The organism is Anaerococcus senegalensis JC48, assembly GCF_000321005.1.
In the GTDB taxonomy this organism is placed as follows: domain Bacteria; phylum Bacillota; class Clostridia; order Tissierellales; family Peptoniphilaceae; genus Anaerococcus; species Anaerococcus senegalensis.
Genome location: NZ_HE578907.1, coordinates 454,224 through 477,933 on the forward strand (window position 1 = coordinate 454,224; position 23,710 = coordinate 477,933).

The 23,710-nt window shown below is 25.3% G+C and carries 24 protein-coding genes and 1 other RNA gene; 6 read left to right on the plus strand and 19 right to left on the minus strand.

Features of this window, described 5'->3' with window-relative positions:
- The first annotated feature begins 21 nt into the window (after nucleotides 1-21).
- Nucleotides 22-807, plus strand: a complete 786-nt coding sequence (locus ASHG_RS02330) for an NAD(+)/NADH kinase (protein ID WP_040397273.1) — start codon at nucleotides 22-24, stop codon at nucleotides 805-807.
- 71 nt (nucleotides 808-878) lie between these two features.
- Here the strand turns inward: ASHG_RS02330 and ASHG_RS02335 are convergent, their stop codons facing one another.
- From ASHG_RS02335 to ASHG_RS02375, 9 genes are all read right to left on the minus strand, one after another.
- Nucleotides 879-2,390 (minus strand): peptidoglycan D,D-transpeptidase FtsI family protein, encoded by a 1,512-nt coding sequence (locus ASHG_RS02335; RefSeq protein WP_040397274.1) that lies wholly within the window; start codon nucleotides 2,388-2,390, stop codon nucleotides 879-881.
- Nucleotides 2,365-3,642, minus strand: a complete 1,278-nt coding sequence (locus tag ASHG_RS02340) for an FtsW/RodA/SpoVE family cell cycle protein (RefSeq protein WP_040397275.1) — start codon at nucleotides 3,640-3,642, stop codon at nucleotides 2,365-2,367. Before ASHG_RS02340 ends, ASHG_RS02335 begins: the two co-directional genes overlap by 26 nt.
- Nucleotides 3,629-4,132 carry an FHA domain-containing protein gene (locus ASHG_RS02345; RefSeq protein ID WP_040397276.1) on the minus strand — a complete coding sequence of 168 codons (504 nt, stop codon included), beginning with the start codon at nucleotides 4,130-4,132 and terminating at the stop codon, nucleotides 3,629-3,631. The genes ASHG_RS02340 and ASHG_RS02345 overlap by 14 nt, the downstream gene beginning before the upstream one ends.
- 169 nt (nucleotides 4,133-4,301) lie before the next feature.
- On the minus strand, nucleotides 4,302-5,993 hold the full coding sequence (locus tag ASHG_RS02350; RefSeq protein ID WP_040397277.1) for a phospho-sugar mutase: 1,692 nt from the start codon (nucleotides 5,991-5,993) through the stop codon (nucleotides 4,302-4,304).
- Nucleotides 5,983-7,869: a type I pullulanase gene (gene pulA / locus ASHG_RS02355; RefSeq protein WP_040397278.1), complete on the minus strand. Its 1,887-nt coding sequence runs from the start codon at nucleotides 7,867-7,869 to the stop codon at nucleotides 5,983-5,985. Before pulA ends, ASHG_RS02350 begins: the two co-directional genes overlap by 11 nt.
- Complete coding sequence (locus ASHG_RS02360; RefSeq protein ID WP_040397280.1) at nucleotides 7,866-10,121, minus strand: glycogen/starch/alpha-glucan phosphorylase; 2,256 nt, start codon at nucleotides 10,119-10,121, stop codon at nucleotides 7,866-7,868. Before ASHG_RS02360 ends, pulA begins: the two co-directional genes overlap by 4 nt.
- Before the next feature lie 2 nt (nucleotides 10,122-10,123).
- The gene (gene glgA, locus ASHG_RS02365) at nucleotides 10,124-11,554 is read right to left on the minus strand and encodes a glycogen synthase GlgA (protein ID WP_040397282.1); all 1,431 of its coding nucleotides are present in this window, start codon (nucleotides 11,552-11,554) and stop codon (nucleotides 10,124-10,126) included.
- Nucleotides 11,555-11,563: 9 nt separating this feature from the next.
- Nucleotides 11,564-12,679 carry a glucose-1-phosphate adenylyltransferase subunit GlgD gene (glgD, locus tag ASHG_RS02370; RefSeq protein ID WP_040397283.1) on the minus strand — a complete coding sequence of 372 codons (1,116 nt, stop codon included), beginning with the start codon at nucleotides 12,677-12,679 and terminating at the stop codon, nucleotides 11,564-11,566.
- Between the two features lies 1 nt (nucleotide 12,680).
- A complete protein-coding gene (locus ASHG_RS02375) occupies nucleotides 12,681-13,814 on the minus strand; it encodes a glucose-1-phosphate adenylyltransferase (protein ID WP_040397285.1) in 1,134 nt (377 codons plus the stop codon).
- A gap of 162 nt (nucleotides 13,815-13,976) precedes the next feature.
- Here ASHG_RS02375 and ssrA point away from each other — a divergent pair.
- Nucleotides 13,977-14,334, plus strand: a transfer-messenger RNA (tmRNA) gene (gene ssrA / locus ASHG_RS08840).
- A gap of 943 nt (nucleotides 14,335-15,277) precedes the next feature.
- Here ssrA and ASHG_RS08700 read toward each other — a convergent pair.
- The 5 genes from ASHG_RS08700 to ASHG_RS02400 all read right to left on the minus strand — a co-directional run bounded on the left by ASHG_RS08700 (nucleotide 15,278) and on the right by ASHG_RS02400 (nucleotide 17,784).
- Entirely contained in the window at nucleotides 15,278-16,066 is a 789-nt protein-coding gene (locus tag ASHG_RS08700; protein ID WP_051145861.1) for a sigma-70 family RNA polymerase sigma factor, read from the minus strand.
- Between the two features lie 528 nt (nucleotides 16,067-16,594).
- Complete coding sequence (locus ASHG_RS02385; RefSeq protein WP_040397286.1) at nucleotides 16,595-16,849, minus strand: hypothetical protein; 255 nt, start codon at nucleotides 16,847-16,849, stop codon at nucleotides 16,595-16,597.
- Between the two features lie 6 nt (nucleotides 16,850-16,855).
- Nucleotides 16,856-17,176 carry a hypothetical protein gene (locus ASHG_RS02390; RefSeq protein WP_040397288.1) on the minus strand — a complete coding sequence of 107 codons (321 nt, stop codon included), beginning with the start codon at nucleotides 17,174-17,176 and terminating at the stop codon, nucleotides 16,856-16,858.
- A 1-nt stretch (nucleotide 17,177) separates the two neighbouring features.
- Nucleotides 17,178-17,510 (minus strand): hypothetical protein, encoded by a 333-nt coding sequence (locus tag ASHG_RS02395; protein ID WP_040397290.1) that lies wholly within the window; start codon nucleotides 17,508-17,510, stop codon nucleotides 17,178-17,180.
- Nucleotides 17,511-17,592: 82 nt separating this feature from the next.
- The gene (locus ASHG_RS02400) at nucleotides 17,593-17,784 is read right to left on the minus strand and encodes a ribbon-helix-helix domain-containing protein (protein WP_040397291.1); all 192 of its coding nucleotides are present in this window, start codon (nucleotides 17,782-17,784) and stop codon (nucleotides 17,593-17,595) included.
- 223 nt (nucleotides 17,785-18,007) lie between these two features.
- Here ASHG_RS02400 and ASHG_RS02405 point away from each other — a divergent pair, with 223 nt between their 5' ends.
- The 4 genes from ASHG_RS02405 (at nucleotide 18,008) to ASHG_RS02420 (ending at nucleotide 19,926) form a co-directional block, all read left to right on the plus strand.
- Nucleotides 18,008-18,562: a hypothetical protein gene (locus ASHG_RS02405; protein WP_040397293.1), complete on the plus strand. Its 555-nt coding sequence runs from the start codon at nucleotides 18,008-18,010 to the stop codon at nucleotides 18,560-18,562.
- Nucleotides 18,559-18,888 (plus strand): hypothetical protein, encoded by a 330-nt coding sequence (locus ASHG_RS02410; RefSeq protein ID WP_040397294.1) that lies wholly within the window; start codon nucleotides 18,559-18,561, stop codon nucleotides 18,886-18,888. Before ASHG_RS02405 ends, ASHG_RS02410 begins: the two co-directional genes overlap by 4 nt.
- Nucleotides 18,889-18,967: 79 nt before the next feature.
- Nucleotides 18,968-19,324, plus strand: a complete 357-nt coding sequence (locus ASHG_RS02415; RefSeq protein ID WP_244264232.1) for a hypothetical protein — start codon at nucleotides 18,968-18,970, stop codon at nucleotides 19,322-19,324.
- Between the two features lie 194 nt (nucleotides 19,325-19,518).
- Nucleotides 19,519-19,926: a hypothetical protein gene (locus ASHG_RS02420; RefSeq protein WP_040397296.1), complete on the plus strand. Its 408-nt coding sequence runs from the start codon at nucleotides 19,519-19,521 to the stop codon at nucleotides 19,924-19,926.
- Nucleotides 19,927-20,515: 589 nt separating this feature from the next.
- On the opposite strand, the gene ASHG_RS02425 is transcribed toward ASHG_RS02420, so the two are convergent.
- The 5 genes from ASHG_RS02425 to ASHG_RS02445 form a co-directional block, all read right to left on the minus strand.
- A complete protein-coding gene (locus tag ASHG_RS02425; protein ID WP_040397297.1) occupies nucleotides 20,516-20,782 on the minus strand; it encodes a Txe/YoeB family addiction module toxin in 267 nt (88 codons plus the stop codon).
- Nucleotides 20,772-21,032 (minus strand): type II toxin-antitoxin system RelB/DinJ family antitoxin, encoded by a 261-nt coding sequence (locus ASHG_RS02430; protein WP_040397299.1) that lies wholly within the window; start codon nucleotides 21,030-21,032, stop codon nucleotides 20,772-20,774. Before ASHG_RS02430 ends, ASHG_RS02425 begins: the two co-directional genes overlap by 11 nt.
- 1,005 nt (nucleotides 21,033-22,037) lie before the next feature.
- The gene (locus tag ASHG_RS02435; RefSeq protein ID WP_040397301.1) at nucleotides 22,038-22,742 is read right to left on the minus strand and encodes a hypothetical protein; all 705 of its coding nucleotides are present in this window, start codon (nucleotides 22,740-22,742) and stop codon (nucleotides 22,038-22,040) included.
- Between the two features lie 67 nt (nucleotides 22,743-22,809).
- The gene (locus tag ASHG_RS02440) at nucleotides 22,810-23,370 is read right to left on the minus strand and encodes a hypothetical protein (RefSeq protein ID WP_040397302.1); all 561 of its coding nucleotides are present in this window, start codon (nucleotides 23,368-23,370) and stop codon (nucleotides 22,810-22,812) included.
- Between the two features lie 12 nt (nucleotides 23,371-23,382).
- The gene (locus tag ASHG_RS02445; protein ID WP_040397304.1) at nucleotides 23,383-23,628 is read right to left on the minus strand and encodes a hypothetical protein; all 246 of its coding nucleotides are present in this window, start codon (nucleotides 23,626-23,628) and stop codon (nucleotides 23,383-23,385) included.
- Nucleotides 23,629-23,710: the final 82 nt, after the last annotated feature.

Sequence of the window (23,710 nt, forward strand, 5' to 3'; positions counted from 1 at the left end):
TCTTAAGAAAGGTAAGTAACAATGACTAAAATAATCAATATTTTTAAAAATAAATCTAGATATAGCAAAAATATATACAATAAAACCAAGTATATTTTAAATGATTATGGGTACGAAGTTTCTGTTAATTTCAATCCAAAAGCTTGTTTAAACCTTGTAATTGGTGGAGATGGTACTTTTCTAAATGCTGTGAAAAACTCAAATTTTTCAACAATACCTTTTATAGGAATTAATACTGGTCATTTAGGATTTTATCAGGAAATTAATCCTGATAATATTGAAGATTTTGTTAAATGTTTTTCTGAGAAAAAATATTATATAGAAAATTTACCAATGCTCGAATCTAAAATTGGAAAAAATAAAATTAATGCTGTTAATGAAGTAGTAGTAAAAAGTAACAGAAATCAAATTGTAAGACTCAGACTTTTTATTGATGATAACTTTATAGAAAATTTTTCAGGTGATGGTCTAATAATTTCTACACCTCATGGATCAACTGCATATAATTTATCTTCAAACGGCGCAATTTTACACCAATCTTTAGAGGGATTTCAACTTACTCCAATAGCACCAGTATTCTCTAGTCTAAACAGATCTTTAAAAGCTCCAATAATTCTACCTAAAAATGCTGAAATTGAAATAAACGTAAGCAAAAGAGATAATTATCACACTGTTTTTTTATTTGACGGAAAAGAATTCAAATCAAACAATTTTAAAATAACTACAAAAATTTCAAATCATGAACTAAAAAAACTTATTTTAAATAAAAACCATTATTGGTCTAACATTAAAAATAAGTTGTTATAATTTTAATATAAAAACGGCTAAATATGAAATATAATTTTTCAGATTTAAACCGTTTTTTTAGTATTTTATTATTAATAAATATTTACATTATTTATTATATCATTAATCATTCTGCCGCCAATAGGAACTGCTACTTCTCCAGCTACTTCATCTGAATCTTCTACTACAATCGCAAAGGCCAGTTTTGGATCATATGCAGGTGCAAATCCTACAAACCAAACATCTATTCCACCACCTTTTTTATCAACAGTTCCAGATTTTCCAGCAATTTGAATTGATTGTAAATAAGCTGATTTTGCTGTACCATAATTAACCACATCAACCATATAATCTCTAATTGTATTAGCTATTTCTGTACTTGTTACATCTGATATAACTTCACTTTTGCTTTCTTTTATCACTTTACCATCTTTATTCACAACATTTCTTACAAGTCTTGGTTGCATCATTTTTCCATCATTTGCTATAGTTGATGCAATCATTGCCATATGAAGAGGTGTAACTTTTGTTTTTCCATAACCAAATCCTGTCATTGCTGTATCAACTTCATTTAAATCATCAAAAGGAATTTTAGGATTAACTTTTTCCAAATCAAATTTGTAATTTTTATTAAACATATAGTCTTCAGTAACTTTTTTGAAATCTTTTTTACCAATTTCATCTATTTTAGATGCGAAATAAGTATTTAGTGAATTCATTAATGCTGATCTAAGATTTACTTGTCCATAAGAATAATCACCAAAATTTGTAATTTTATAATTTTGTATAGTTACACTACCAGTATCATTAAAGTTTGTATCTATTCCACTTCTTAAAATTGTATCAGCACTTACAATTTTCATTGTTGACGCAGGTCTGTATATACCTTGGCTAGATCTATTTAATAATGGAGCATCAGTATTTTGAATTAACATATCCCAATTTTCATCCAGTGTATTTGGATCAAATGAAGGTTTTGAAACCATAGCCAAAACTTCTCCATTTCGTGGATCCATGACTACTATTGATCCAATATGATTTCCTAAACTGTTATAGGCAATTTCTTGTATTGTTTGATCTATTGTTAGATTTAAATTATTACCTTCCCCACTTTTTTCTACCATATTTCTAATCTTTGAAGTTGGCTGGTCTGATATATTTAATAAGTCTTTATTATAAGTTTTTTCCAAACCACTTTTTCCATATTTTACAGAATTATATCCTGTAAATGCAGAATTTATTTCTCCATTATTATATGCTCTAACATTATATCCATTTTCATCCTTTTCATTATAAACTAGAACATTTCCATTTCTATCATAAATATTTCCTCTATTAATTTCATTTTCATCTACCCACAATCTTTTATTATGACTATCTTCTGATAATTTATCAGCTTTAAATAATTGAAAATATACCAAATAAAAAACTATAGACAAAAACAATACAATAAAAAATATCATAACATATATTAGTCTTTTATTCATTGTTGATTTTTCTAGGATATGTTTATTATCTTCGTCATCCAATCTATGTTTTTTTTCTATTTCTAGCATTTTTTGAATAAATGGTTTTTGTTTATCTTTTTTCTTTTTCATTCTCATCACCATTTTCTATATTTTGACCGCAGTATTGAAGAATTGCTAGCAAAATAAATCCTGATACCATTGATGATCCACCAGCAGAAATAAAAGGCAAGGTTACCCCAGTTAAGGGTATTAATTTTAAAACTCCACCTAATATTATTAAAGTTTGAAGGGCAAATAAGACACCAATACAAAAAGCAAGTATAGAATAAAATTTATTTTCTTGTTGTAGAGATATTTTTATAGCTCTATAAACTAAAATAAGAAATAATAATACTACTGCTATTCCCATAAAAATCCCATATTCTTCGCATATTGCAGGAAAAATAAAATCACTTTCTGCTACAGGAATATAATCTGGCCTACCTAATCCTATTCCTGTTCCAAACAATCCACCACTTGCTAAAGCAAATAAAGATTGAGTTATTTGATATCCCTTGTCATCTATAACAGACCAAGGATCTAGCCATGTTTCAACTCTAACTCTTATATGAGAAAATAAAAAGTAAGCCAAAACTGCACCAAACAGTACTAAAATCAAATTTATTAATATTAATCTTCTTTCTCTTTCATATACAAATTGTGTTAATATCATAGTTCCAAAAAATATTAAGGCTGTTCCTAATTCTTTTTGTATAAAAAACATCATTATAAAAATATAAATTCCTAGAGACAAATAATATTTCCCAAAAGCTTTTTTTCTAAATTTATTATAGTTAGAATAAAAACTTGCAATAAAAAATATAAAAGGAACCTTAATAAATTCTGAAGGTTGAATACTTATTGGTCCAATAGTAATCCAATTTTTTGCACCTCCAGATGCAAAACCAAATATAATTGTTGCAATAAAAAGAATTATTGAAACTACAAAATAAAAAACAAAATGTTCATCCCAATTTTTATTTTTAGGTAATATAAAATAAGTAATAAAAAATATCAATACACCAATAAAATAAAATAACAATTGCTTTTTACCTAATGAGGGGTCTAATCTGTAAATCATAACAACACCAATAGAAAATAGCATATTAACTATTAGCAATAAAATACTATCACTTCTTGTATATTTATTTGCCAAAACTGTAGATAAAATAGTTATGGTTAGTATTGCTACATATGCATAAAAATCACCACTTTGTAATTTATCGGCATTGTATATCATCGATAAACTTAAAGATAAGAATTCAAAAACAAATAATAGAAAAAGAGCTGATGCCTTATATTTTTTTTGGTTAATTATATTCTTATTTTCTTTTTTAATCATCTTCATCACCATTAATAAATAAAAATTTTAATTCTCCAAATTTAATTATATCTTTATTTTTCAATTCTATAGCTTCGCTAATTCTTTCATCATTTAGATATGTTCCATTAGAAGAATTTAAATCTTCTAAAAAATATATTCCATTGTCTAAAATAATTCTTGCATGAAAACTTGATAAAAATTTATCTTTTATACAAATTGAATTTCTCTCATCTCTTCCAACTGTATTATTTTCACCTATATAATAATATTCTTGAACTTTAAATTTATGTTCTTGGTTTTGATTTATGAATTGTAAATATGTATCTGAAATTTGTTCTTTTTTTACTGCATATCTTACATCATAATAAATAATTCTTATAATTGAATAAATAAAGTACAATACTATAACAACAAAAACATATTTTAAAATTGTTGATAATAATTGATACAAAGTCATATTTCCAAAAACGTGAATCGAAAATACCTTATCTATAAAGTTAAAAAATTGATCCATACGACCTCCTTACTTTTATTTATTATTTTATCAAAAATATATAATTCTTTAAATTAAACTTGTTAAATACAATTAATATAAATACTTGCTAGATTTAAATTTATACAAAATATTATGCCTATGAACTTTAGCAAAATTTTATTCATAGGCATTTATTAATAATCTAAAATTAATCAATTTGATCGATTATTTTATTTACTTCTTCTTTTAATTTAGATTTTTTTTCTTCTGATTTTTCCATACTATTATCAATAACATTCAGATATAATTTAATTTTAGGTTCTGTACCAGATGGTCTTAATACAAACCATGAATCATCTTCTAGATAGTATTTTAATACATTTGATTTAGGAAGGTCAGTATCATCAAATTGATAATCTACAATTTTTTCAACATTTAATCCAATAATTTTTTCTATAGGATTTTTTCTGATTGCTTCCATAATTCTTTTTATTTTCTTAGCTCCATCAAGTCCTTCCAATACTATTGATTGAACTTCATTAGAATAATATCCATACTCTTCATAAATATTTTCTAATACATCTAATAAGGATTTTCCTTGTTTTTTATAGTAAGCTGTCATTTCACTTATAAGCATAGCAGAATTTACTGCATCTTTGTCTCTAACAAAACTCTTATAATTGTAACCTATACTTTCTTCAAATCCAAAAATAAATTCACCCTTGCCTACTTGTTCAAATTTATTTGCAACTTCATATATATTTTTAAATCCTGTTAATACTTCATAAACATCTACTTCAAATCTTTTTGCGATAGGTTTTACAAGATCTGTTGATACAATAGATTTAACTATAGCACCATCTTTAGGAAGTTCATTGTTTTCTTTTAAAGCTGTTAAAATATAATTTGTAAGTAATGAGCCAATTTGATTCCCAGTTAAAAATTTATATTTACCCTCTTTGTCTTTTACCTCTACAGCGCATCTATCAGAATCAGGATCAGTTGCTAATAATAACTCTGCATCTTTTTCATATCCTAATTCTTCTGACAATTTAAATGCTTTTGGATCTTCAGGATTTGGATAACCTACTGTAGAAAAATCTGGATCTGGATTTTCTTGTTGGTCTACAATATAAATATTCTTAAATCCTCTTTGATCAAGAATTCTTCTGACTAATTTGTTTCCACATCCATTTAATGGTGTATAAACTATTTTCACATCTTTATCTATATTATCATTTATTGTACATTCTAAAACTTCTTTTACATAATCTTCTATTAAGGAATCATCAATCCAAGAAATTAATCCTTCATCCATAGCTTTTTCAAAATCTAATCTTTTTATCTTTGAATAATCATCATAATCTTTCATATAATTTTGAATTTTAACAGCAGTATCTTCAAGAATTTGACTTCCGTCAGATCCATATGCTTTATAGCCATTATATTCTCTTGGGTTATGGCTTGCTGTAATCATTACACCTGCTATAGATTTTAATTTTCTAATAGCATAAGAGCAAACTGGAGTAGGTTGAATTTCTTTAAAAATGTTTACTTTTATTCCATTTGCCGCAAAAACTTCAGCAGTTATTTTGGAAAATTCATCTGATTTATGTCTAACATCATAACAAATAGTAATTCCTCTTTTTTTTGCATCTTCACCCATTTCATTAATTGTGTCTGCAAATCCTTGACTCGCTTTAGCAACTGTATATTGGTTCATTCTATTTGTACCAGCACCGATTTTTCCTCTTAAACCTGCTGTACCAAAAGCCAATTCTTGATAAAATCTATCTTCTATTTCATTTTCATCATTTTCTATTTTTTTCAACTCATCTTTTGTTTCATCATCAAAGAAATCATTGTTTAACCAATTTTTATATATATTTTTATAATCCATTTTTTTCTCCTTTTACATAAATATTTGCAGATAGTTTGCCAATTTTTTTCACATCAGATACACTTAATCTTTTATTTATAATACCCTTTTGATTAAAAATTTTAACAAGTGATTTATCTAAACCAAAAATTCTATCTCTCATGTTTTGATTAATATCAACTTCTTTATCTAAGGCATTAATTATAAAATAATAAGTTTTATCAAAAAATTTAATTTTGTAAGCAATTATGTGGTCATCTAAATCATCTATAAAAAAAAGGGAGTTTTTTATATCTGAAGACTTGGTCCATTTAAAAGCTCCAATTTTTTTTCTAATTTTTATAAGATCCTTAACAAAATCATACATTTCAATATTATTAATCTTATCTAACCAATTAATTCCATTGATATTTAAGTTTGAATTATATGAATTGCTATTATTATTTTTTGAATTATTAAATTCGTTTCCTTCATAAATAAATGGTTTACCAAATGATAAAAATAAAATAGAAAATCCTAATTTTGAAATACTGTTAATATCTGCTTCAATATTTAATGATACTTTTAATTTGTCATAAAAAATTAAATTATCATGACAATTTATATAATTAATTACTTCACTTGCATCATCTGCAAAGCCATTTCTTTTTTCATCATAATAAATGCTACCAGCTATCCCTGTTTCAATTTGATTTTTTAGAAAATAATTGCCTTGAATATATCCTTTAGAATATCCATTATTATCACCTTTTATAGCATCTCTAAACTTATCATTAAAGACAGAAAATCCATTTGACCTTTGACTTCCTATTAAAATCTGTTTTTCTAAGGCAAGCGCAGATTCTCCTCCCATCCAAGGTTCACCATAAATGATTAGGTGTGGCTTAATTTTTTTTAATTCTTTTAATGCTATTTTTATAGTATCAATATCTATAAGTGCCATCAAATCAAACCTAAATCCATCTATATCATATTCTTCAACCCAGAATTTGAGAGAATCTATTATTAATTTTCTAACAAATGCCTTTTCGCTTGCAAGCTCGTTTCCAACTCCTGATCCATTTGAAAAATATCCATCTTTATTTCTTCTATAATAATAACCAGGAGCTAAAATTTCAAGATTTGAATCAACCGTTTTAAAAGTATGATTAAAAACTACATCCATTATTATGTTTATATTGTTTTTGTGAATTGTTTGAACCATTTTTTTTAATTCATAAATTCTAGTTTTTGGGTTCTGAGGATTTATTGAATAGGAACCTTCTACATTAAAATATAATTCTGGATCATAGCCCCAGTTATAGTTATCATCATCAAAAAATTTTTCGTCTTCTTCAAAAGTAGTTATAAAATCAAAAATAGGCATTAACTGAATATGAGTAATTCCTAGGTCAACAATATTACTTAGACCAGTACTTATATTAGATAATTTTGTTCCAGTTTCAGCAAGACCTAAAAATTTTCCTCTATTTTTAACACCAGAATTTTTGTTTGATGTATAGTCTTTAACATTTAATTCATAAATAACAGCATCATTTTCATTATTTATAACTAAATTTTTTCTATAATCATCTGGATTTGTGGTGTTAAAGTCTACAATTGCAGACATAAGACTATTTATCGAACTAGCTTTTGAATAAGGGTCAGTAACTTCGTACTTATCTTCAACCAAATAAGAATAAAAAAAACCATCTAAATCTCCACTTATTTTACAGTAAAATATTCCAAATTCTTTTTTTGACATGGAAAATTTATCTTTTCGAGTTTTTCTATAATCATTTGTTAATAATAAATCAATGTTTTCTCTATCGGGAGCAAAAACTCTAAATTCTGTATAAGATTTTGTATATATAGCTCCCATTTTTATATCTTTTATATCTTTGTATTTGTATATCATATTTCTTTTTTAAATTTTTCTAAATAATTACGAAATTTAAATTCTTTTGCCCATAAAATATTATCTATTTCATTATCAATCCATTTATTTTTATCTAAATAATCCCTACTTATAATTGATCTAATATTAAATAGTTCTTGATTGTCATTAAATACAAAAAATGAATCATTATAAGATAATATATAATCATAAATGTTTTTAAAATTATAAGGCAATGTATTGTAATCTTCGTTTATCAAGTTGTCAACTGTATGTCTTATTATATCATTTTTATAGTAGAATTCACGAGCATCGTATAAATTTTCATTTTGAACTTTAATAATTTCTTCATATTCTTTTCCAAACTTATAAATTTTATTTGGTGAATTTATATTATTTAAAACTCCTGCCTTGCTTGAAACAATATTTGAAAAATTAAAAATTGAATTAAGCATATCAAAACTTTGATTGTCATAGATAGGTAAAGTTAAATGACTATAAATATCACATGCCGGATAAATTTTCTTTAATTTTTCTACGTTCAAATCTTCAATAAAAATGATTTTAATTTTTTCTTTAATCAACCTATCTTTATCTATCATATGCTTTAGTGCAAAGATAAATTTTATTATCTCTTTTGCCATATAATAGCTATCACTCGCTTTTCCAGAAAATATATAGGTTGTAGGTGTAATGAAAATATTAGAATTTTCTTTGAGCATATAATATGTGCTAGCAATAGTTATTGCATTTAGCAATTGACGCTTTGCCTCATGAAACATACTAAGTTGCATATCAAAAATTGAATAAGGATTTATAGAATTATTTCTATCTAAATTAAAATAATCAATAAATTTTATTTTATTATTGTATTTCATTATATCAATATCATTATAAAATTCTAGATTTCCTTTTAAGTCTTTTAATTTTTCTAGGTTATTATTTTCTAAGATATCTATATTATATTTTTTTAAAATTTCTTTAAGATTAATATTTCTAGACTGGCTATACATATATCTATCGATACCAAAATCAAGAGTAGAAAAGTCTTGTATAAAATCTTTATCATTATCAACAATTATCTTAGACAAGTAAAAATACTCATCAACAAAATAATAATTTATTTTATTATATTTTATTTGATCATTTTCTATTATATTTACATTTAAATTATTTTTAGCATATGAGTCTAATTTCAAAATTATATTATATAAAGAGATATCAACTAATTTAATCATTGACATATCATAGTATTCTTTCGAATCAGGAGTAACCAAAAAGGCAATATGATCAAAAACTTTCTTGCAAATTTCTACACATTTTTCTAAATCTAAATCATACCCAAAATGCAAACATCTTATAAATTCGATTATTGCCAAAGAAGGGTGGATATCACAAAGTATTATTTTTATTTTTTCGTAAATCTTTTCAATATTATCATTATTTTTAAAATATCTTCTAAAAATATCTTGAATTGTGGAAACACAATAGAAATATTCTTGTTTTAATCTAAATAATTTACCTTCATATGTCGAATTATCTAGATATAAGAATTGTGTTAGTGAATTATTATCTATATAATCTTCATAGTATTTTTTAAAATCTGAACTAATATTATTAGAGTAGTTAATCTTATTTATAGACTCAGCTTTCCATAATCTTAAGGTATTAACAAAATCGTTCTCATTATTATATATTGGCATATCATATGCAACAGATTTCAATTTTTTATCTCCTATATTAATAAGATATGAAAATGCCTTTTTGTGTTCCCATTTATTTCCTTTATAAAGCCATTCATTAGAATCTATAAGTTGAATTCCATTCATTATTTTTTGCTTCATACCTCCACTTTCATATCTTAAAGCATATGAAAGCGACTTTATTTTATTTTCACTCAGTTGTTTTGAAAGATACCAAGCACCAGTCCCAATTTCACTAATTCCAAGGCTCGCTTCTTTTTCATATTTTATTAAATCACTCATAGATATATTTAAAATAGATAAACATTCACGAACTTCGTCTTGATAATTTAATGAATCTATAGCATTTGATAAGAATTTTCCAGGATTATATTCAAAAGATAAAATGTATACTTCTTTACTTTTAAAGTTTTTCTTTGATTTTGACCAATTTTTACCAATATCTTGCATTAATGCTTTGACAAGTCCATCGTATATTTCACTAAGCCTTGCTTCTTTTATATCTTTAGCATAAAAAGAATACAAAAAATTTTGTATTCTTTTTAAAATAAAATTATTCTCTTTTTTCATTTCTAAGCCTTAATACTCTTGTACAAATCAATATATTTTTTTGAAGATTCTTCCCAATCATTCTTTTCATTCATTGCATTTTCTATAAGTTTATTAAAAGCATTTTTATTATTTCTATATAAATCTATAGCATTTTTACTAGCAAAAAGTAATTCATGTGCATTAATATTTTCAAAAGAAAATCCTGTACCCTCGCCAGTGTATTTATTGTATGCTTTAACCGTATCTTTTAATCCACCAGCTTCTCTTACTATTGGTAAAGATCCATATCTCATTGCAATCAATTGGCTTATACCACAAGGTTCAGAAATTGAAGGCATCATAAATAAATCACTTGCTGCATATAATTTATGGCTTTCTTTTCCATCATAATAAATTCTTGCAGCTACTTTTTCAGGATATTTCCACTCAAAATATTTAAACATTTCTTCATAAGTATAGTCGCCTGTTCCAAGAACTACCAATTGTATATCCTCTTGCAATAGTTCATCTAAAATATATCTTACAAGGTCAAAACCTTTCATTGACGTTAATCTTGAACAAATTGCAATCATAGGAACATCTGGGTTTACTGGCAAACCATACTCTTTTTGTAAATTTATTTTATTTTCTATTTTCTTGTCAATAGATTTCAAATCATAATTTTTATAAATATTCTTATCAGTTTTTGGATTCCATAGATCGTAATCAATACCATTTACAATACCTGATAATTTATTTTGATATTCCCTTATAACTCCATCAAGACCTTCACCATAAAATGGATACTTAATTTCTTCAGAATAATTTTCACTTACTGTATTAAAGGCAGTAGAATGAACAATTCCACCCTTCATAAAATTTATAGCATCGAAATATTTTAGATCATGCTCATTAAAATAATATCCGTCAAGACCAGTAAGGGTTAAATATCCAGAATCAAATACTCCTTGATATTTTAGATTATGAATTGTAAACAAAGTTCTTATATCATCAAAAAACTTATCCCCTTTTCTAAAATCATTTACATAAATATTTACAAGAGCAGTATGCCAATCATTAGCATGAATTATATCCGGCTTAAAGTCAATTTCTTTACCAAGTAAAGTGGAAGCTTTTGAGAAAAATATAAATCTTTCAGCATCATCGTCGTAACCATATGCATTTGGTCTATCAAAATATTCCAAATTATCTATAAAATAAAATTCAACATTATCCCATTTTAAAGAATATATCCCAGCGTATTGATGTTTCCAATCGAGATCTACATAAAACTCTTTTATTTTTTTCATTTTATTTTTATAAATATCATCAATACTTGAATACAAAGGCATTACAACTCTTATATCAATACCTTTTTTTACAAGTTCCTTTGGTAAAGAACCTGCTACATCTGCAAGTCCACCTGTTTTAATAAAAGGATCAGCCTCACTTGTTAAAAATAATACTTTCATATTGCCCCCTTAGTTAATGTGTTCTCCCTTATCTGTTAAGTAAGGATGGGTTCTGTTTCCAAATAATTTAACATCTTCAAATACTTTTGTATCTTTATCAGTAATTACATGATTTAAAATTGCACCTTCACCAATTTCTGAATTTTGGAATATAATTGAATTTTTAATAACTGCTCCTTTTTTTACAGTAACTCCTCTAAAAATAATTGAGTTTTCTATTTCACCTTCTATAATTGCTCCATTTGCAACTAAAGAATTTCTTACTTTTGAACCCCTTAAATATTCTGTAGATGGTTCATCCTTACTTTTCGTGTATACCATCCCTTGTTTATAAAATATTTCATCAAAATAATTTCTATCTAACAAGTCAAGACTTGCTTCAAAATATGTCAAAGTATCCATAATTACTCTTAAACTTTCTTTTGATTTATATAAGCCTAAAGATTTCTTCTTAGGATATTTAAATAAGGCATCTAGAATATTTGTAGAATTATTTTTTTCGATAGAATATCTTAGAAGATCCATAAAAACATCTTTTTTAATTAATAGAGATCCTGTAAATAAATTAATTTCTTCTTCAAGACCCAAATTTATACCAACACTTGAAGGATACCCATTTTCATTAGTGTTAATAATTCTTCTATTTAGATAGTAGCCATAATCATCTTTTTTAGTTTGGGTAAAAATTAAAGCGTCTAAATTTTCTTCTTCCATTTTTTCATAAGCATCTGTAATATTAACCTTAGAAATATACATTGGATTAGTTATATAAATATATTCACGTTTATTATCAATAAAATGTTTCATTGTGTTATAATAAGTTTCTATTTCATTAGCCAATCTAGATCTGTTGTATACTGGTGGATTTATCATCAAACCACCGCTTCTTCTATTTAATTCCCAATTTCTTCCATCACCTACATGATCAAGTGTTGACCTTAAAGGCTCACCACCATATAAAATAACACTTGATATATTATGATTCGTTATATTTGATAAGGTGAAATCAATAATTCTATACCTACAACCAAAAGGAAGCATATAATCCGGTCTTATCTTACATAGGGTATCGTAGTTTTTTTCATCAAATTCTGAACTATAAATTAAAGCAAGTATATTTTGCATCTTATTCCTCCTCTATTCCATCTTTACTAACAAGATAAACTGATGTAGAATTTTTATCTCCAATATTTTTTGTAATTTCCATATCTTCTGTAATAACAGAATTGTATACTCTCACACCTTTTTTTATAGTTACTCCTGATAAAATAACACAATTATTTACGCATGCATCTTCTTCAATTTTTACGTTAGAAAATAAAACAGAATTATTAACTTCTCCATCAATAATGCATCCTTCATTTATCAATGCATCATTCAAAATACCCTTACTACCAATTCTATGAGGAGGTAAATTCAATGCAGTTGTATAAATTTTCCAAGAATCGTCTTGAATATTAAGAGGATTTTCTGGATCTATTAAATCAAGGTTAGCTTGCCAATATGATTTTACAGTTCCTACATCCTTCCAATATCCATCAAACTTATAAACAAACAAATCTCTATCATTATTTAACAAATAAGGAATAATATCATGACCGAAATCATTTGTAGATTCAGAATTATTATGATCCTCAATCAGCGCTTGTCTTAACACTTTCCAATTAAAAATATAAATTCCCATTGATGCAAGATTTGATTTTGGATTCTTTGGTTTTTCTTCAAACTCAACAATCCTACCTTCATCATCTGTATTCATAATCCCAAATCTTGAAGCTTCATCCCAATCCACTTCCATAACAGCAATAGTTGCATCAGCACCTTTTTTTGTATGTTCCTCAAGTAGTTTAGTATAATCCATTTTATAAATATGATCACCTGAAAGAATAAGAACGTATTCAGGATTGATACTGTCTAAATAATTAATATTTACAAAAATTGCTCCAGCAGTTCCTTCAAACCATCTTCCACCTTCTTCAGTATAATATGGTGTTAAAATTCTTAATCCACCAAAATTTCTATCATAATCCCAAGCTGCACCAATTCCTAAATGTTTATTTAATAATTGAGGTTTATATTGAGTTAGAACTCCGATATCTCTAATTTCTGAATTTGTTGCATTTGATAAAGCGAAATCAATAATTTTATATTTACCACCAAAAGGTACAACTGGTTTTGCCATTTCTTTTGTTAAGGCTTTTAATCTTGATCCTTGCCCACCTGCTAGAAGCATAGCAGCAATTTTATTATTATTTCTCATAGAACCTCCAAATATTTCTAGATTAAATTAATCCAAATAACTTAATATAATAATACCCAAAACTAAGAAAAATAATTTTCACAATTTAATTTTCAATAAAAATATCATGCATAATTTTGAAATATATTTATAATTGAGTATAATAATAGCGTTAACTACTGCGGGGATGTTTTGGTTTCGACGTGCTTGTTAAGATTTAAGCTGCAAGTCGTTTATCAATTCGTAAAAATTGAAAATTAAATATAAAAGCAAACAATAATAGCGAAAGACAATTCGCATTAGCTGCCTAATTTAGGCAAGCAGCAAATAAAAATTAAGCCACAATAATTTTTATTTGTTTCATAATTTTATGTGGCAACTAATGTACAAAGCTTTGAGTATATTTAGTATTTATGAAGCTAGTCTAGTAAGTTATTTGTAAGTAGATAAGTGCTAGATGAATTTAAAATACTTACTAAACTTGTAGATGCTTTTATTAAGACTCGTGCGGATACGGGTTCAAATCCCGTCATCTCCACCATACATATTATAAACCTTGATTTTTCAAGGTTTTATTTTTTTGAGGTACTAAAAAGGTACTAAAAATTTTATCATCTTTTTATCATCTCTTTTGATTGTTTCAACGTTTATATTTAGCCATTTAAAAAATCATTTTTTTATTTTTTTATTTTGTTAAATATTTTTTATTTTTTCTTATTAATTAAAGTCCTTTTCAATCTCCATTTTCCAATAAAAAAAGCACTCAATACAGTTTTTTTATTTCTGTATCAAGTGCCTTTTTTGGTGTTACCTTGTAACATCATTTCACTTTTTATTATTATATTTCATTTCTTGAAATTTTGTCAATTTTATATTTTTTATTTCCTAGAGTTTATATTTTTTATGTTATAATATTTTTGTTATCGTTCCTATACTGATATCAGTTAGGGGGTGATTCATTTGAACAACTTTCTACATTCTCTCTTAGTGTCAATCATGGGTGCTATAATTTCTCACTATATCATCAAATGGTTAGATTGCCACTATAACAATAACGATAATTAGCCTAAACAAAAAAGACGGGAGTTCGTGTCTCTCGTCTTTTTGCGTGTTCATTGAACAACTTTCTTTTCTCATGTACATTATATTATCTTTTACCTTTAAAATCAAATTTATTTATTTGATATTGTAAAAGCAAAAAACGACAATTTGTTATGCCGTCCTTTGGTTAAAAATAATTTATATATCTATATGACTATATTATACACATTAGATTTTTAGTTTCAACTATTATTTTTTGGAGTTTTTTCAATTGTAGATTGATTGACTTTTTTTATACCTTAAATTCTTCATCATTTTAACTATATACATTTTAATTTCTCTAATAATAGAATTGTATTAGCATAAATATAAAATCGCTTATATCTCAAATAAAAGAGCCTTATTTTCATACTCATTTATTAATTTTAAAATTTGGAGATTATTTAAGGTTTATTTTTATATCCTGCCCTTATTTCTTTTTTAAAATCTTTCATAAAGTTTTTCATACACTTTTTTTCTCTTTTTTCTCTTGCAAATAATGTCGCCCATATTTGAGGATCTTTATTATTTGCTTTTGTTGTTTTATCCAATGAGTAATTAGTAGCTTTTAGATAACTTATTTCATTTTCTTGATAATATTGCTCTTTATATTCTTTGAATTGTCTACAGCTCTTTATCTTTATTTTTATGTTTTGCAAATTACGTCCAATTTGAGTTTTTGATAAGCCTATTTTCTTTTCTATTTCTCTATATGATAAATCATAGATATAGGCTAGTTTTATAAGTTCTATTTCTTCATCATTGAGTAAAATTTTAATATTTGAAATTATATCTTTATTTTCACATTCTTTGAATACATCTGCTTTTTCATCTTCTAGTAAATCAAGTCTAGTTACTTTTTCATCTTCATCTTCCATTGACTTTAAAAATTCGTCAAGGCTTGTATCAGTATTATAATCAAGTCTATATCGTGTTATTGATTTTATATAAGAAATCGCATAGGTTGAAAATGAGTACCCTTTTTCTATATTAAAGTTTTCAACTGCTTTCAATAAGGCTATAAATCCCTCTTGTTCTAGTTCTTCTTTATCGTGTATTTCTGCTATATAATAAGGTCTTATGCCTATGTATATTAAATTATAATTTTTTAGAGCTATTCGGTTTCTTAATTCTATATCTTTTGTTTCCTGATACTCACTTAATAATTTTTCATTATCTCCATAAGTAGACAATTTGCACCCCCTAACAATTGTATTTTTAGGTTATTATAGTTTTTAGTAAAAACGGGGGTATTTATTTATTGATTATACGTTCAAAGCTTTATTTTTACATATTTATCATTATTTTACCTATACAATTATATGTCTTGATTTTTAACTTGCCTTATATCGCATTTTATGAAGTCTATTTTTCTTGTGAATTAGATTGTTAATTTATTTTATTGATATTTCAATGTTTTTATTTTTGTATGTGATTATTGATGTGATCTTTAATATTTTTTATATGATTTTGGAGATTGTTTTACTATTTCTTTTATATTTTGGTTTTTGTTGATTTTAAGATTTTGAAATATATAATATTAGTATTAAATTACGCTCCTTATTTATGCTTTTTATTTTTTAAAGTATAATATTTTATGAGAAACATTATTCCTCTTATTTTTATATTTTTATGACTTCTAAATTTATATTTAGGAGTCTTTTTTTATGTAAAAAAATTAAGCATATTCCTATGCCTAATCTTTTTATCGCTATTTTATTTTATGATATACACCCTTTATTTCTCCTATTATTTTTTTCATTTTGATAATCTTCTTTGGAGATTATAAGTGCTTTATCATTTTTTACTAATGCTATTATTTCACTATCTAATTTATTTGTTTTTTTAAAAAATACTATATCACCTTTTAATATATTTTTAATATCTCTATCAGCTTTTATTAAGAAATCTATACCGTCAAATATATCAAGAAAGCTTATTTTATAAAAATCACTTTTCATTGTATTTATTTCCATAGCCTCTCACCTTTCTTGTCCATACTCTATTACATCTTCATTTATTGCTTTTAATAATTTTAAGGTATGACTACAAGCCTGACTATACATTATATCGGTTATTGATATATTATTATAAAATTGTATTTTTAGATAAACGCCTATTTTTGTTGTGCCTATTTTCACCGTTGGAAATCCCTCACATAGAGTTATTTCATAGCCTTTTGATGTTTTTTCTCTTTTACTTCCATATAGCAATATATCTTTTCCTTGATTTCTTATTTCTTTTAAATAAATTTCTTTGAAGTCGTCTATTATTTTAAATATTTCTTTTTGATCAACGTACATTTTAGATCTCCAATAGTTTTTCTTCTCTCATATTCATTTCATTTTCCATTATCATTTTTCTTATTTCGCTATAATGGTCTTTTGCTTTTGTGATTAATAAGTTAGTTATGGAGATATTTCCAAATAATTCTATTTTTAAATATACTCTTATTGGGCTTACTCCTATTCTTATTGTTGGTGTACCCTCACACATTACGACTTCACGTTTATTTTCTGATTTTTCTAATCTAATGCCTTTATTTAGTAGTTCAGCACCATAGTTTTCTATGCCATTTATGTATATTTCTTTTATTTGGTCTATTGTTTGAAATATTGTTTTTTCTGTAATTTCCATTTTATACCTCTTATTTTATTTTGAATTTGGTTGGTTGGTTATTTGTTCGGGTATAAATTTTTATTTCTTTTGAAGAAATATTTTATATATTGTTTTTTTCAATATATTCTTTTACAGCTTTTCTTATTAGTTCGGTTTTTGTTATTTTTTCCAATTTAGCAATTTTTTTTATTTCTTTATCTAATTTTTCATCTATTCTTATGCTATAGATATGTCTTTTCTTTTCGTTTGCTTTCATTGGTGGACGTCCTTTTTTTACTTTATCTAGTCCCATTATTTTTTTCCTTTCGTGATTTATTTTAACTTATATTTTTATTTTTTGCAATACATTTATTATATATTATCATACATTTTTAAAAGTATGAAATTACATTGTCTTTACATTTTATGATATACATTAATTAAATCATTTTTTATTATAATTTTATCGCTTATAGTGTTATAATTATGTTAGTAAAAACGGGTTATTTTATTATGAAAGGAGCATTAAAAACATAATGTTAGATAGTGTGAAAAAGTTAGAAAATGATTATGATAATTTTATTAGTAATCGTGATAAGCAAATTGGAGATATTGAAGATAAGATTGATGATAATACCATTGAAATTAATAAGCTTAAAAAAAGATTAAGTAATCCTGATGATATTGACAGTTATCTTGATATTAATAGGGAAATTGAGAAAAAGCAAAAAGAAATTAATGATCTAAAAGTTTTAAAGTCTAACTTAAAAGCTAAAAAGTTTGATATTAAAGCTTATGAAAAAAGTGTTATTGATGAAACTACTTCTTATTTAAAAAACAAGGAAAAAGAAGTTTTGAATTTATGTAAAACTGTAGATAGTTTAAATTCTGATGTTTGGAGCGTAGTTAATAAGTCGACTGATCTTATTGGAGATATTTATAGAAATGAAACTAAAACTGATAAGGGTTACTGGACTGAAAGAAATATATCTAATGAGCTCGATGACCAAACAAGATTCTTTTTGAAAAATATTGTTGAAACTTCATATTATAGAAATCGTTACATGAAAGAAAAGGGAGAAGACAAATGAAAGAAAACAATGGTTCATTTAACTTGGTAAATGATTATGATAATGATAGTGAATTATTAAAATCTATTAATGACAATTTAGAAACTATCGCATCAGTAGCAACAGGAAAATTAGAAGAGGATGAACTTAGAAAATTCGTTCATAAGTTAGATAACAACAATATTGAAGAAATGTCCCAAAGTAATTTAAATAAACTTTTTAAAAAAATTTCAGACGATATTGAGGAAAAAGATGAAGTAATTTATCATAATAAAAGTAGGGACGATTATAACAAACTATATAATGATCCAGATGTTAGAGATTGGTTAAGAAAATATGAATTTTAATAAGTAATACATGCAAAAATTTTATTCAAATTTAGTTAAGTATAAACTGAAAGGATATATCTATGCCCAAGGTTTTATTATGTGGGCTGATGAAAGAATTAATGAATTAATTAATAATAAAACATTAGCTTTTGATAATGACAATTCACATAATGAGTTGATTGGAGATAATGACCCATCAAGTATTGGTGATGAAATAGATATGTTGAGGACTAACATCAAAGAGAATGAAAGTATTATTGAAGAGATTGATTGTGCCTTTAATAACATAAGTGAAGCCTATAAAGATATAACATTAGTGATCTATGGAATGCCTTATAAAAATAATAAGATACAAGCTTTAAAGGATAGATATCATTATAGCAAGGCTAATTTATATAACATAGCTAACGATACATTGAAACATCTTTCTTTGAGTTTGTTCGGTAATTATTAAATAAAAAAATAATTAATAAAAATTAATTTAAAACGAATAATTGTATAGAAATTTCATAAAAATATTTTTAAAAAAAATTTTTTTGATGTTGAGGGGGAATACCCCCCCTCCCTCCAAGCTCGATCGGAGTTCCCCCATCACTGTACAAATATACACATGAAGTAATAAAGAAGTTTGTTAATTAAAAAAACAATATGAAAAATTATGTAAAAAAAATCATTTTTGTATGTGGTTTTATCGGTTCTGGTAAAACTACTTACGCAAATAAACATTATAAAACTGTTACTGACCTTGATTTTATGCCTGAATTTTCTAAGAAAAAGGATCAAATAAATCTTACTTTGAAATTATTAAAATATAATGATAAAGTATGCCATATTACTTGTTTTCCTACTGATGAGGAATTACAAGCTTTTAAAAATTATGATGTAGATTTTATATTGATTGATACATCATTAAAACAAGCTAAAACAAACATATTAATTAGAAATAGAGATAGGGATATAGCGAACTTGAATAACGTACTATTAGCAAATCAAAAGTATAAATCAAAGTTTAAAGATTCTAATATCCCGTGGCGTAAAATAAGGGTGTTTAATTGAAAGGGTACAAGAGTACTCTTTTTTTTATTTGATGAATTATCACCTCTAATCTATAAAGGTTTTCATTATAGAGTTTTTTTCCTTTCCTTAAAATTTTTTGGTATGTTACAAGGCTCTATTTTGAGTTTTAAGCGATTTTAGTATTTAAGCCATATAAATATATTGGTTTATATTATAAATCGTCTGTACGCTTAAATTATTAATTATTTTTAATACTTCCAAGCGATTGGAAATTAATTTTTAAGATATAGATTAAAATCTCCGATGTTTTATATCAGTCATAAGATCTAATATATTTTTTGATCTCTAATAGAAAAATTAAATCAGTCAAAGCTGACACATTTATATTTTAGAAAATCTTAGTAAACCTTAGCATTTTTCAATTCAAAATTTGACTAATTCATGTATTTATAATTAATAAAATTATAGTATAATATTTTATATGGAGGTACTTTCCACCTTCCACATTTGTGGGGGAGTGAGTTAGTACCTCTATTTTTTATTTAAATATCTTCAAACAAAAAACACGCCTTTAATAGCGTGCTTTAAAAAAATAGTAAACATACATTTACTTTATACCAGTATTTTATTAATTATAATGCCCTTTACATTGGAGAATTACAAGGCTATCACCGTCAATGAAATAAACCAACCTATGTTCTTTGTCTATTCTCCTACTCCATAAGCCTTTTAAATTTTCTTTTAAAGGCTCGGGTTTTCCTATCCCCTCAAATGGATTTCTTTTTGTATCTTTGATTAATTGATTAATTCTTTTAAAGTTCTTTTTATCTGCTTTTTGCCAATATAAATAATCGTTCCAAGCATCAAAATCCCATTTCAAACTATTAATTTTCATCTTCAATAATCTCATTTTCAACAAGTTTCATATTACCTTTTTTGTACTCGTTGAATTTTTCTTCAAGGTATGCAATATTATTTTTATTATAAAATGGGTCTGCTGATACCTCAAACGGGATTTTATATTCCCTACCTAATTTTTTTAAATAAATGTTTATAGCACTTGATAAAGAAATGCCTATATCATTACATACTATTTCAGCTTGTTTCTTTACTTCGTCATCTACTCTTAAATTTATTTGTGCCATATTATCACCTCTTAATTGTATTATATCATTATTATATGATTTGTAAAGATATATTATATTATTATTATTTCTTTTAAAGTTAAAATAAAAATATGAGTTCGTCTTTAATTTAACATCTTAGAGTTTTATACTAACAATTTCTAACAATTTTATATAATCAAGTTATGCCAATTTCTAAAATCTTAAATCATTGACGAGCGTTTATATTTCAACGATATATCTGTTTTAATACCCCCTCAAAAATTGACTTTAATTGATATTTTAAAGTGTTTAATTTTATACTAATAATCTACTAACATTTTATAGATATAAATTTAGGTTTTCTTAGTAGTATTTTTTTATATATATAAAATGTTTCCAACATTTTCCAACAATATTTCAATCTATTGTCAACATAAGCTTTTAAATACTAGGATTTTCTAGGTTTTTACTCGGTATAAGTATATATGTTATTTTTTTATCAGCATAGGCTTTTACACTCACATTTTCCAACATTTTTGTAATAGTGTAGGTTTATGTAGGTTTTAATAACAAGTTTTAACAGGTTTTCTGTCCTATATTTTCCATTATTTTTTATGATGATATATTGAGATTTGTTCAGGTTTTTAAGGTTATGAAATGTTAGTAAAATGTTAGCATTTGTTAGCATAGCTTTTTATGTTATGTTTTGTTAGTACTTTGTTATTGTTTTATCAACATAAGCTTTTATAACAGGTTTTGTAAGGTTTTATATATAAATATTTTCCACCTTTATCAACCTTTTTTGTTTCAGGTTTTTTCAGGTTTAATCGGTATAAATATATTAGAGATTATAAGAAGTCATAATTTGAGTTTTAAGGCTTTCAAGATATTAAGTCATATATTTATATACCCAACATAAAACAAATTGAATAGGCTTTATAATATGAATTATTTTGCCTATCTAAATACCTTTACTATCTCCAATCTGATATATACAATAAAAATAGACTAGCCAATAAAAGCTAGTCCATAAAAATATTATTCTTATTTCATCTTTGGAGATTGCAAACGACTTTTATATATCTTTATTAGTTCATCTTGTAATAAACTTTCAAAGTCGTCTTTATACTTATATACTTCATTACAAATTTTATCAGATATTTTTTCTTCTTCTTTTTCTCCCAATTCTGCATATTGCCCATACGTTGCCTTTTCATCTTTTATCAATAAGTCTATATACTCACTTGTAATCTTTTGCTTAATGATTATGTTTATAATCTCTTTTGCAGTTATGCCCGTTTCGTCTATATCTAATAAATAGGGCAAGTATATAAAATCATTTTTGTAACCTTGTTTTATAAAACTGGTTTCAAGTTTTTCAATACGTTCTTTTGTTTCGTCTGATGATTTCAAAACATCTTGATATGCTTTTAGTGTTTTATTAAATGTGTTTGTGTCCTTTTCTTCTTTTTCATTGTAGCTTTTATTATAGGCTTTAAAATAAAAATTCATTTTTTCTTCATTGTTTAGTGTGTCATTTTCAATTAAAGAAAGTTCCTTTTGAATATCTATCACTTCAATAGCTCTTGATATACTCTCAACCTTTGATAAAACGTCATTATATGCCCTTTCGTAACCGTGCCTATATCCTGCCATATAGTTAGCATTATAATCTTCTATCCCGTCAAGTTTTGATAATTCAAGTTGTTTGTTTTCTTGTTTTAAATATTTTTCTTTATCTGTATTCATTCTTTTTTTACTCCCAAGCTATAAAGCTTTTATTTAGATCATATTTATTTTCAACTTTGGAGATTGTTTATAATTCTTCTAATACTCTTTTAGGTTTTTTCTCAAAATTTAGAAAGTCGCCTAAATTATTCACTCCGTTTTTTAAATCTGAAAATAAATAATTTGTATCTTGTAAAATAAAATAGATCACATTGACTATATAATCATAGCCAATATTATTTTTTGTTTTCTCGTCTTCTATCAGCCAATCAATGTTATATAAAACAATTGAAAGCTTTTGAATTTGCTCTACACGTTCAATAATTGTGTTTAATGTTGTTAGTTCTACATCGTCATAAATTGACCCGTCTAGTTCATCAAATATATAGCCATACTTTATTAAATTTTCCCAATCTACAAGCTTATTTATTATCCTTTCACTCAATAACTCATGATTTTTAATAATCATATTGTGCAAAATCTCCAAGCTTTCGATTATAGTGTTTGTATAAGTAAAACAATCAAAGCCTAATGCTCTTTTAGTGAAATAATAGCCTTTGAGCATTAAATCAATATTTTGTAATTGTATAAAAGTTTTGTCTATAATTCTTTTTTCTTCATCAAGTTTTATAGTTTTTTCTTTCTCCATTATCTCCCCTATTTAAGCTTTATTTTTCTTTGAATTTTTAAGGTTGTCCATCGCTAGCTCTATGCCACTTGTTGAAATATCCCTAACAGCTCTTAAATAATCGATAAACATATTGATATTTTTGTTTGGTTTATCGTCTTTATATTCTTTGTAATTTTGTCGTTTTAAATATTCCAATGATGAAAACATATCATCAAAAGCTTCATTGTAGCCATAAATAAAGGCTTGTTTTTCCCTTTCAGTCATTTTATTTTCCATTATTTTTTTACGCTCCTAACTTATAATAATAATTTAATATCAAATCAATAACACGGGGTCGCTAGATGGACGAACCTAGTAA

Coding starts and splice junctions, on each gene's coding strand:
- ASHG_RS02330 (WP_040397273.1), top strand. CDS start 22: ATGACTAAAATAATCAATATTTTTAAAAATAAATCTAGATATAGCAAA.
- ASHG_RS02335 (WP_040397274.1), bottom strand. CDS start 2,390: ATGAGAATGAAAAAGAAAAAAGATAAACAAAAACCATTTATTCAAAAA.
- ASHG_RS02340 (WP_040397275.1), bottom strand. CDS start 3,642: ATGAAGATGATTAAAAAAGAAAATAAGAATATAATTAACCAAAAAAAA.
- ASHG_RS02345 (WP_040397276.1), bottom strand. CDS start 4,132: ATGGATCAATTTTTTAACTTTATAGATAAGGTATTTTCGATTCACGTT.
- ASHG_RS02350 (WP_040397277.1), bottom strand. CDS start 5,993: ATGGATTATAAAAATATATATAAAAATTGGTTAAACAATGATTTCTTT.
- pulA (WP_040397278.1), bottom strand. CDS start 7,869: ATGATATACAAATACAAAGATATAAAAGATATAAAAATGGGAGCTATA.
- ASHG_RS02360 (WP_040397280.1), bottom strand. CDS start 10,121: ATGAAAAAAGAGAATAATTTTATTTTAAAAAGAATACAAAATTTTTTG.
- glgA (WP_040397282.1), bottom strand. CDS start 11,554: ATGAAAGTATTATTTTTAACAAGTGAGGCTGATCCTTTTATTAAAACA.
- glgD (WP_040397283.1), bottom strand. CDS start 12,679: ATGCAAAATATACTTGCTTTAATTTATAGTTCAGAATTTGATGAAAAA.
- ASHG_RS02375 (WP_040397285.1), bottom strand. CDS start 13,814: ATGAGAAATAATAATAAAATTGCTGCTATGCTTCTAGCAGGTGGGCAA.
- ASHG_RS02385 (WP_040397286.1), bottom strand. CDS start 16,849: ATGGAAATAAATACAATGAAAAGTGATTTTTATAAAATAAGCTTTCTT.
- ASHG_RS02390 (WP_040397288.1), bottom strand. CDS start 17,176: ATGTACGTTGATCAAAAAGAAATATTTAAAATAATAGACGACTTCAAA.
- ASHG_RS02395 (WP_040397290.1), bottom strand. CDS start 17,510: ATGGAAATTACAGAAAAAACAATATTTCAAACAATAGACCAAATAAAA.
- ASHG_RS02400 (WP_040397291.1), bottom strand. CDS start 17,784: ATGGGACTAGATAAAGTAAAAAAAGGACGTCCACCAATGAAAGCAAAC.
- ASHG_RS02405 (WP_040397293.1), top strand. CDS start 18,008: ATGTTAGATAGTGTGAAAAAGTTAGAAAATGATTATGATAATTTTATT.
- ASHG_RS02410 (WP_040397294.1), top strand. CDS start 18,559: ATGAAAGAAAACAATGGTTCATTTAACTTGGTAAATGATTATGATAAT.
- ASHG_RS02415 (WP_244264232.1), top strand. CDS start 18,968: ATGTGGGCTGATGAAAGAATTAATGAATTAATTAATAATAAAACATTA.
- ASHG_RS02420 (WP_040397296.1), top strand. CDS start 19,519: ATGAAAAATTATGTAAAAAAAATCATTTTTGTATGTGGTTTTATCGGT.
- ASHG_RS02425 (WP_040397297.1), bottom strand. CDS start 20,782: ATGAAAATTAATAGTTTGAAATGGGATTTTGATGCTTGGAACGATTAT.
- ASHG_RS02430 (WP_040397299.1), bottom strand. CDS start 21,032: ATGGCACAAATAAATTTAAGAGTAGATGACGAAGTAAAGAAACAAGCT.
- ASHG_RS02435 (WP_040397301.1), bottom strand. CDS start 22,742: ATGAATACAGATAAAGAAAAATATTTAAAACAAGAAAACAAACAACTT.
- ASHG_RS02440 (WP_040397302.1), bottom strand. CDS start 23,370: ATGGAGAAAGAAAAAACTATAAAACTTGATGAAGAAAAAAGAATTATA.
- ASHG_RS02445 (WP_040397304.1), bottom strand. CDS start 23,628: ATGGAAAATAAAATGACTGAAAGGGAAAAACAAGCCTTTATTTATGGC.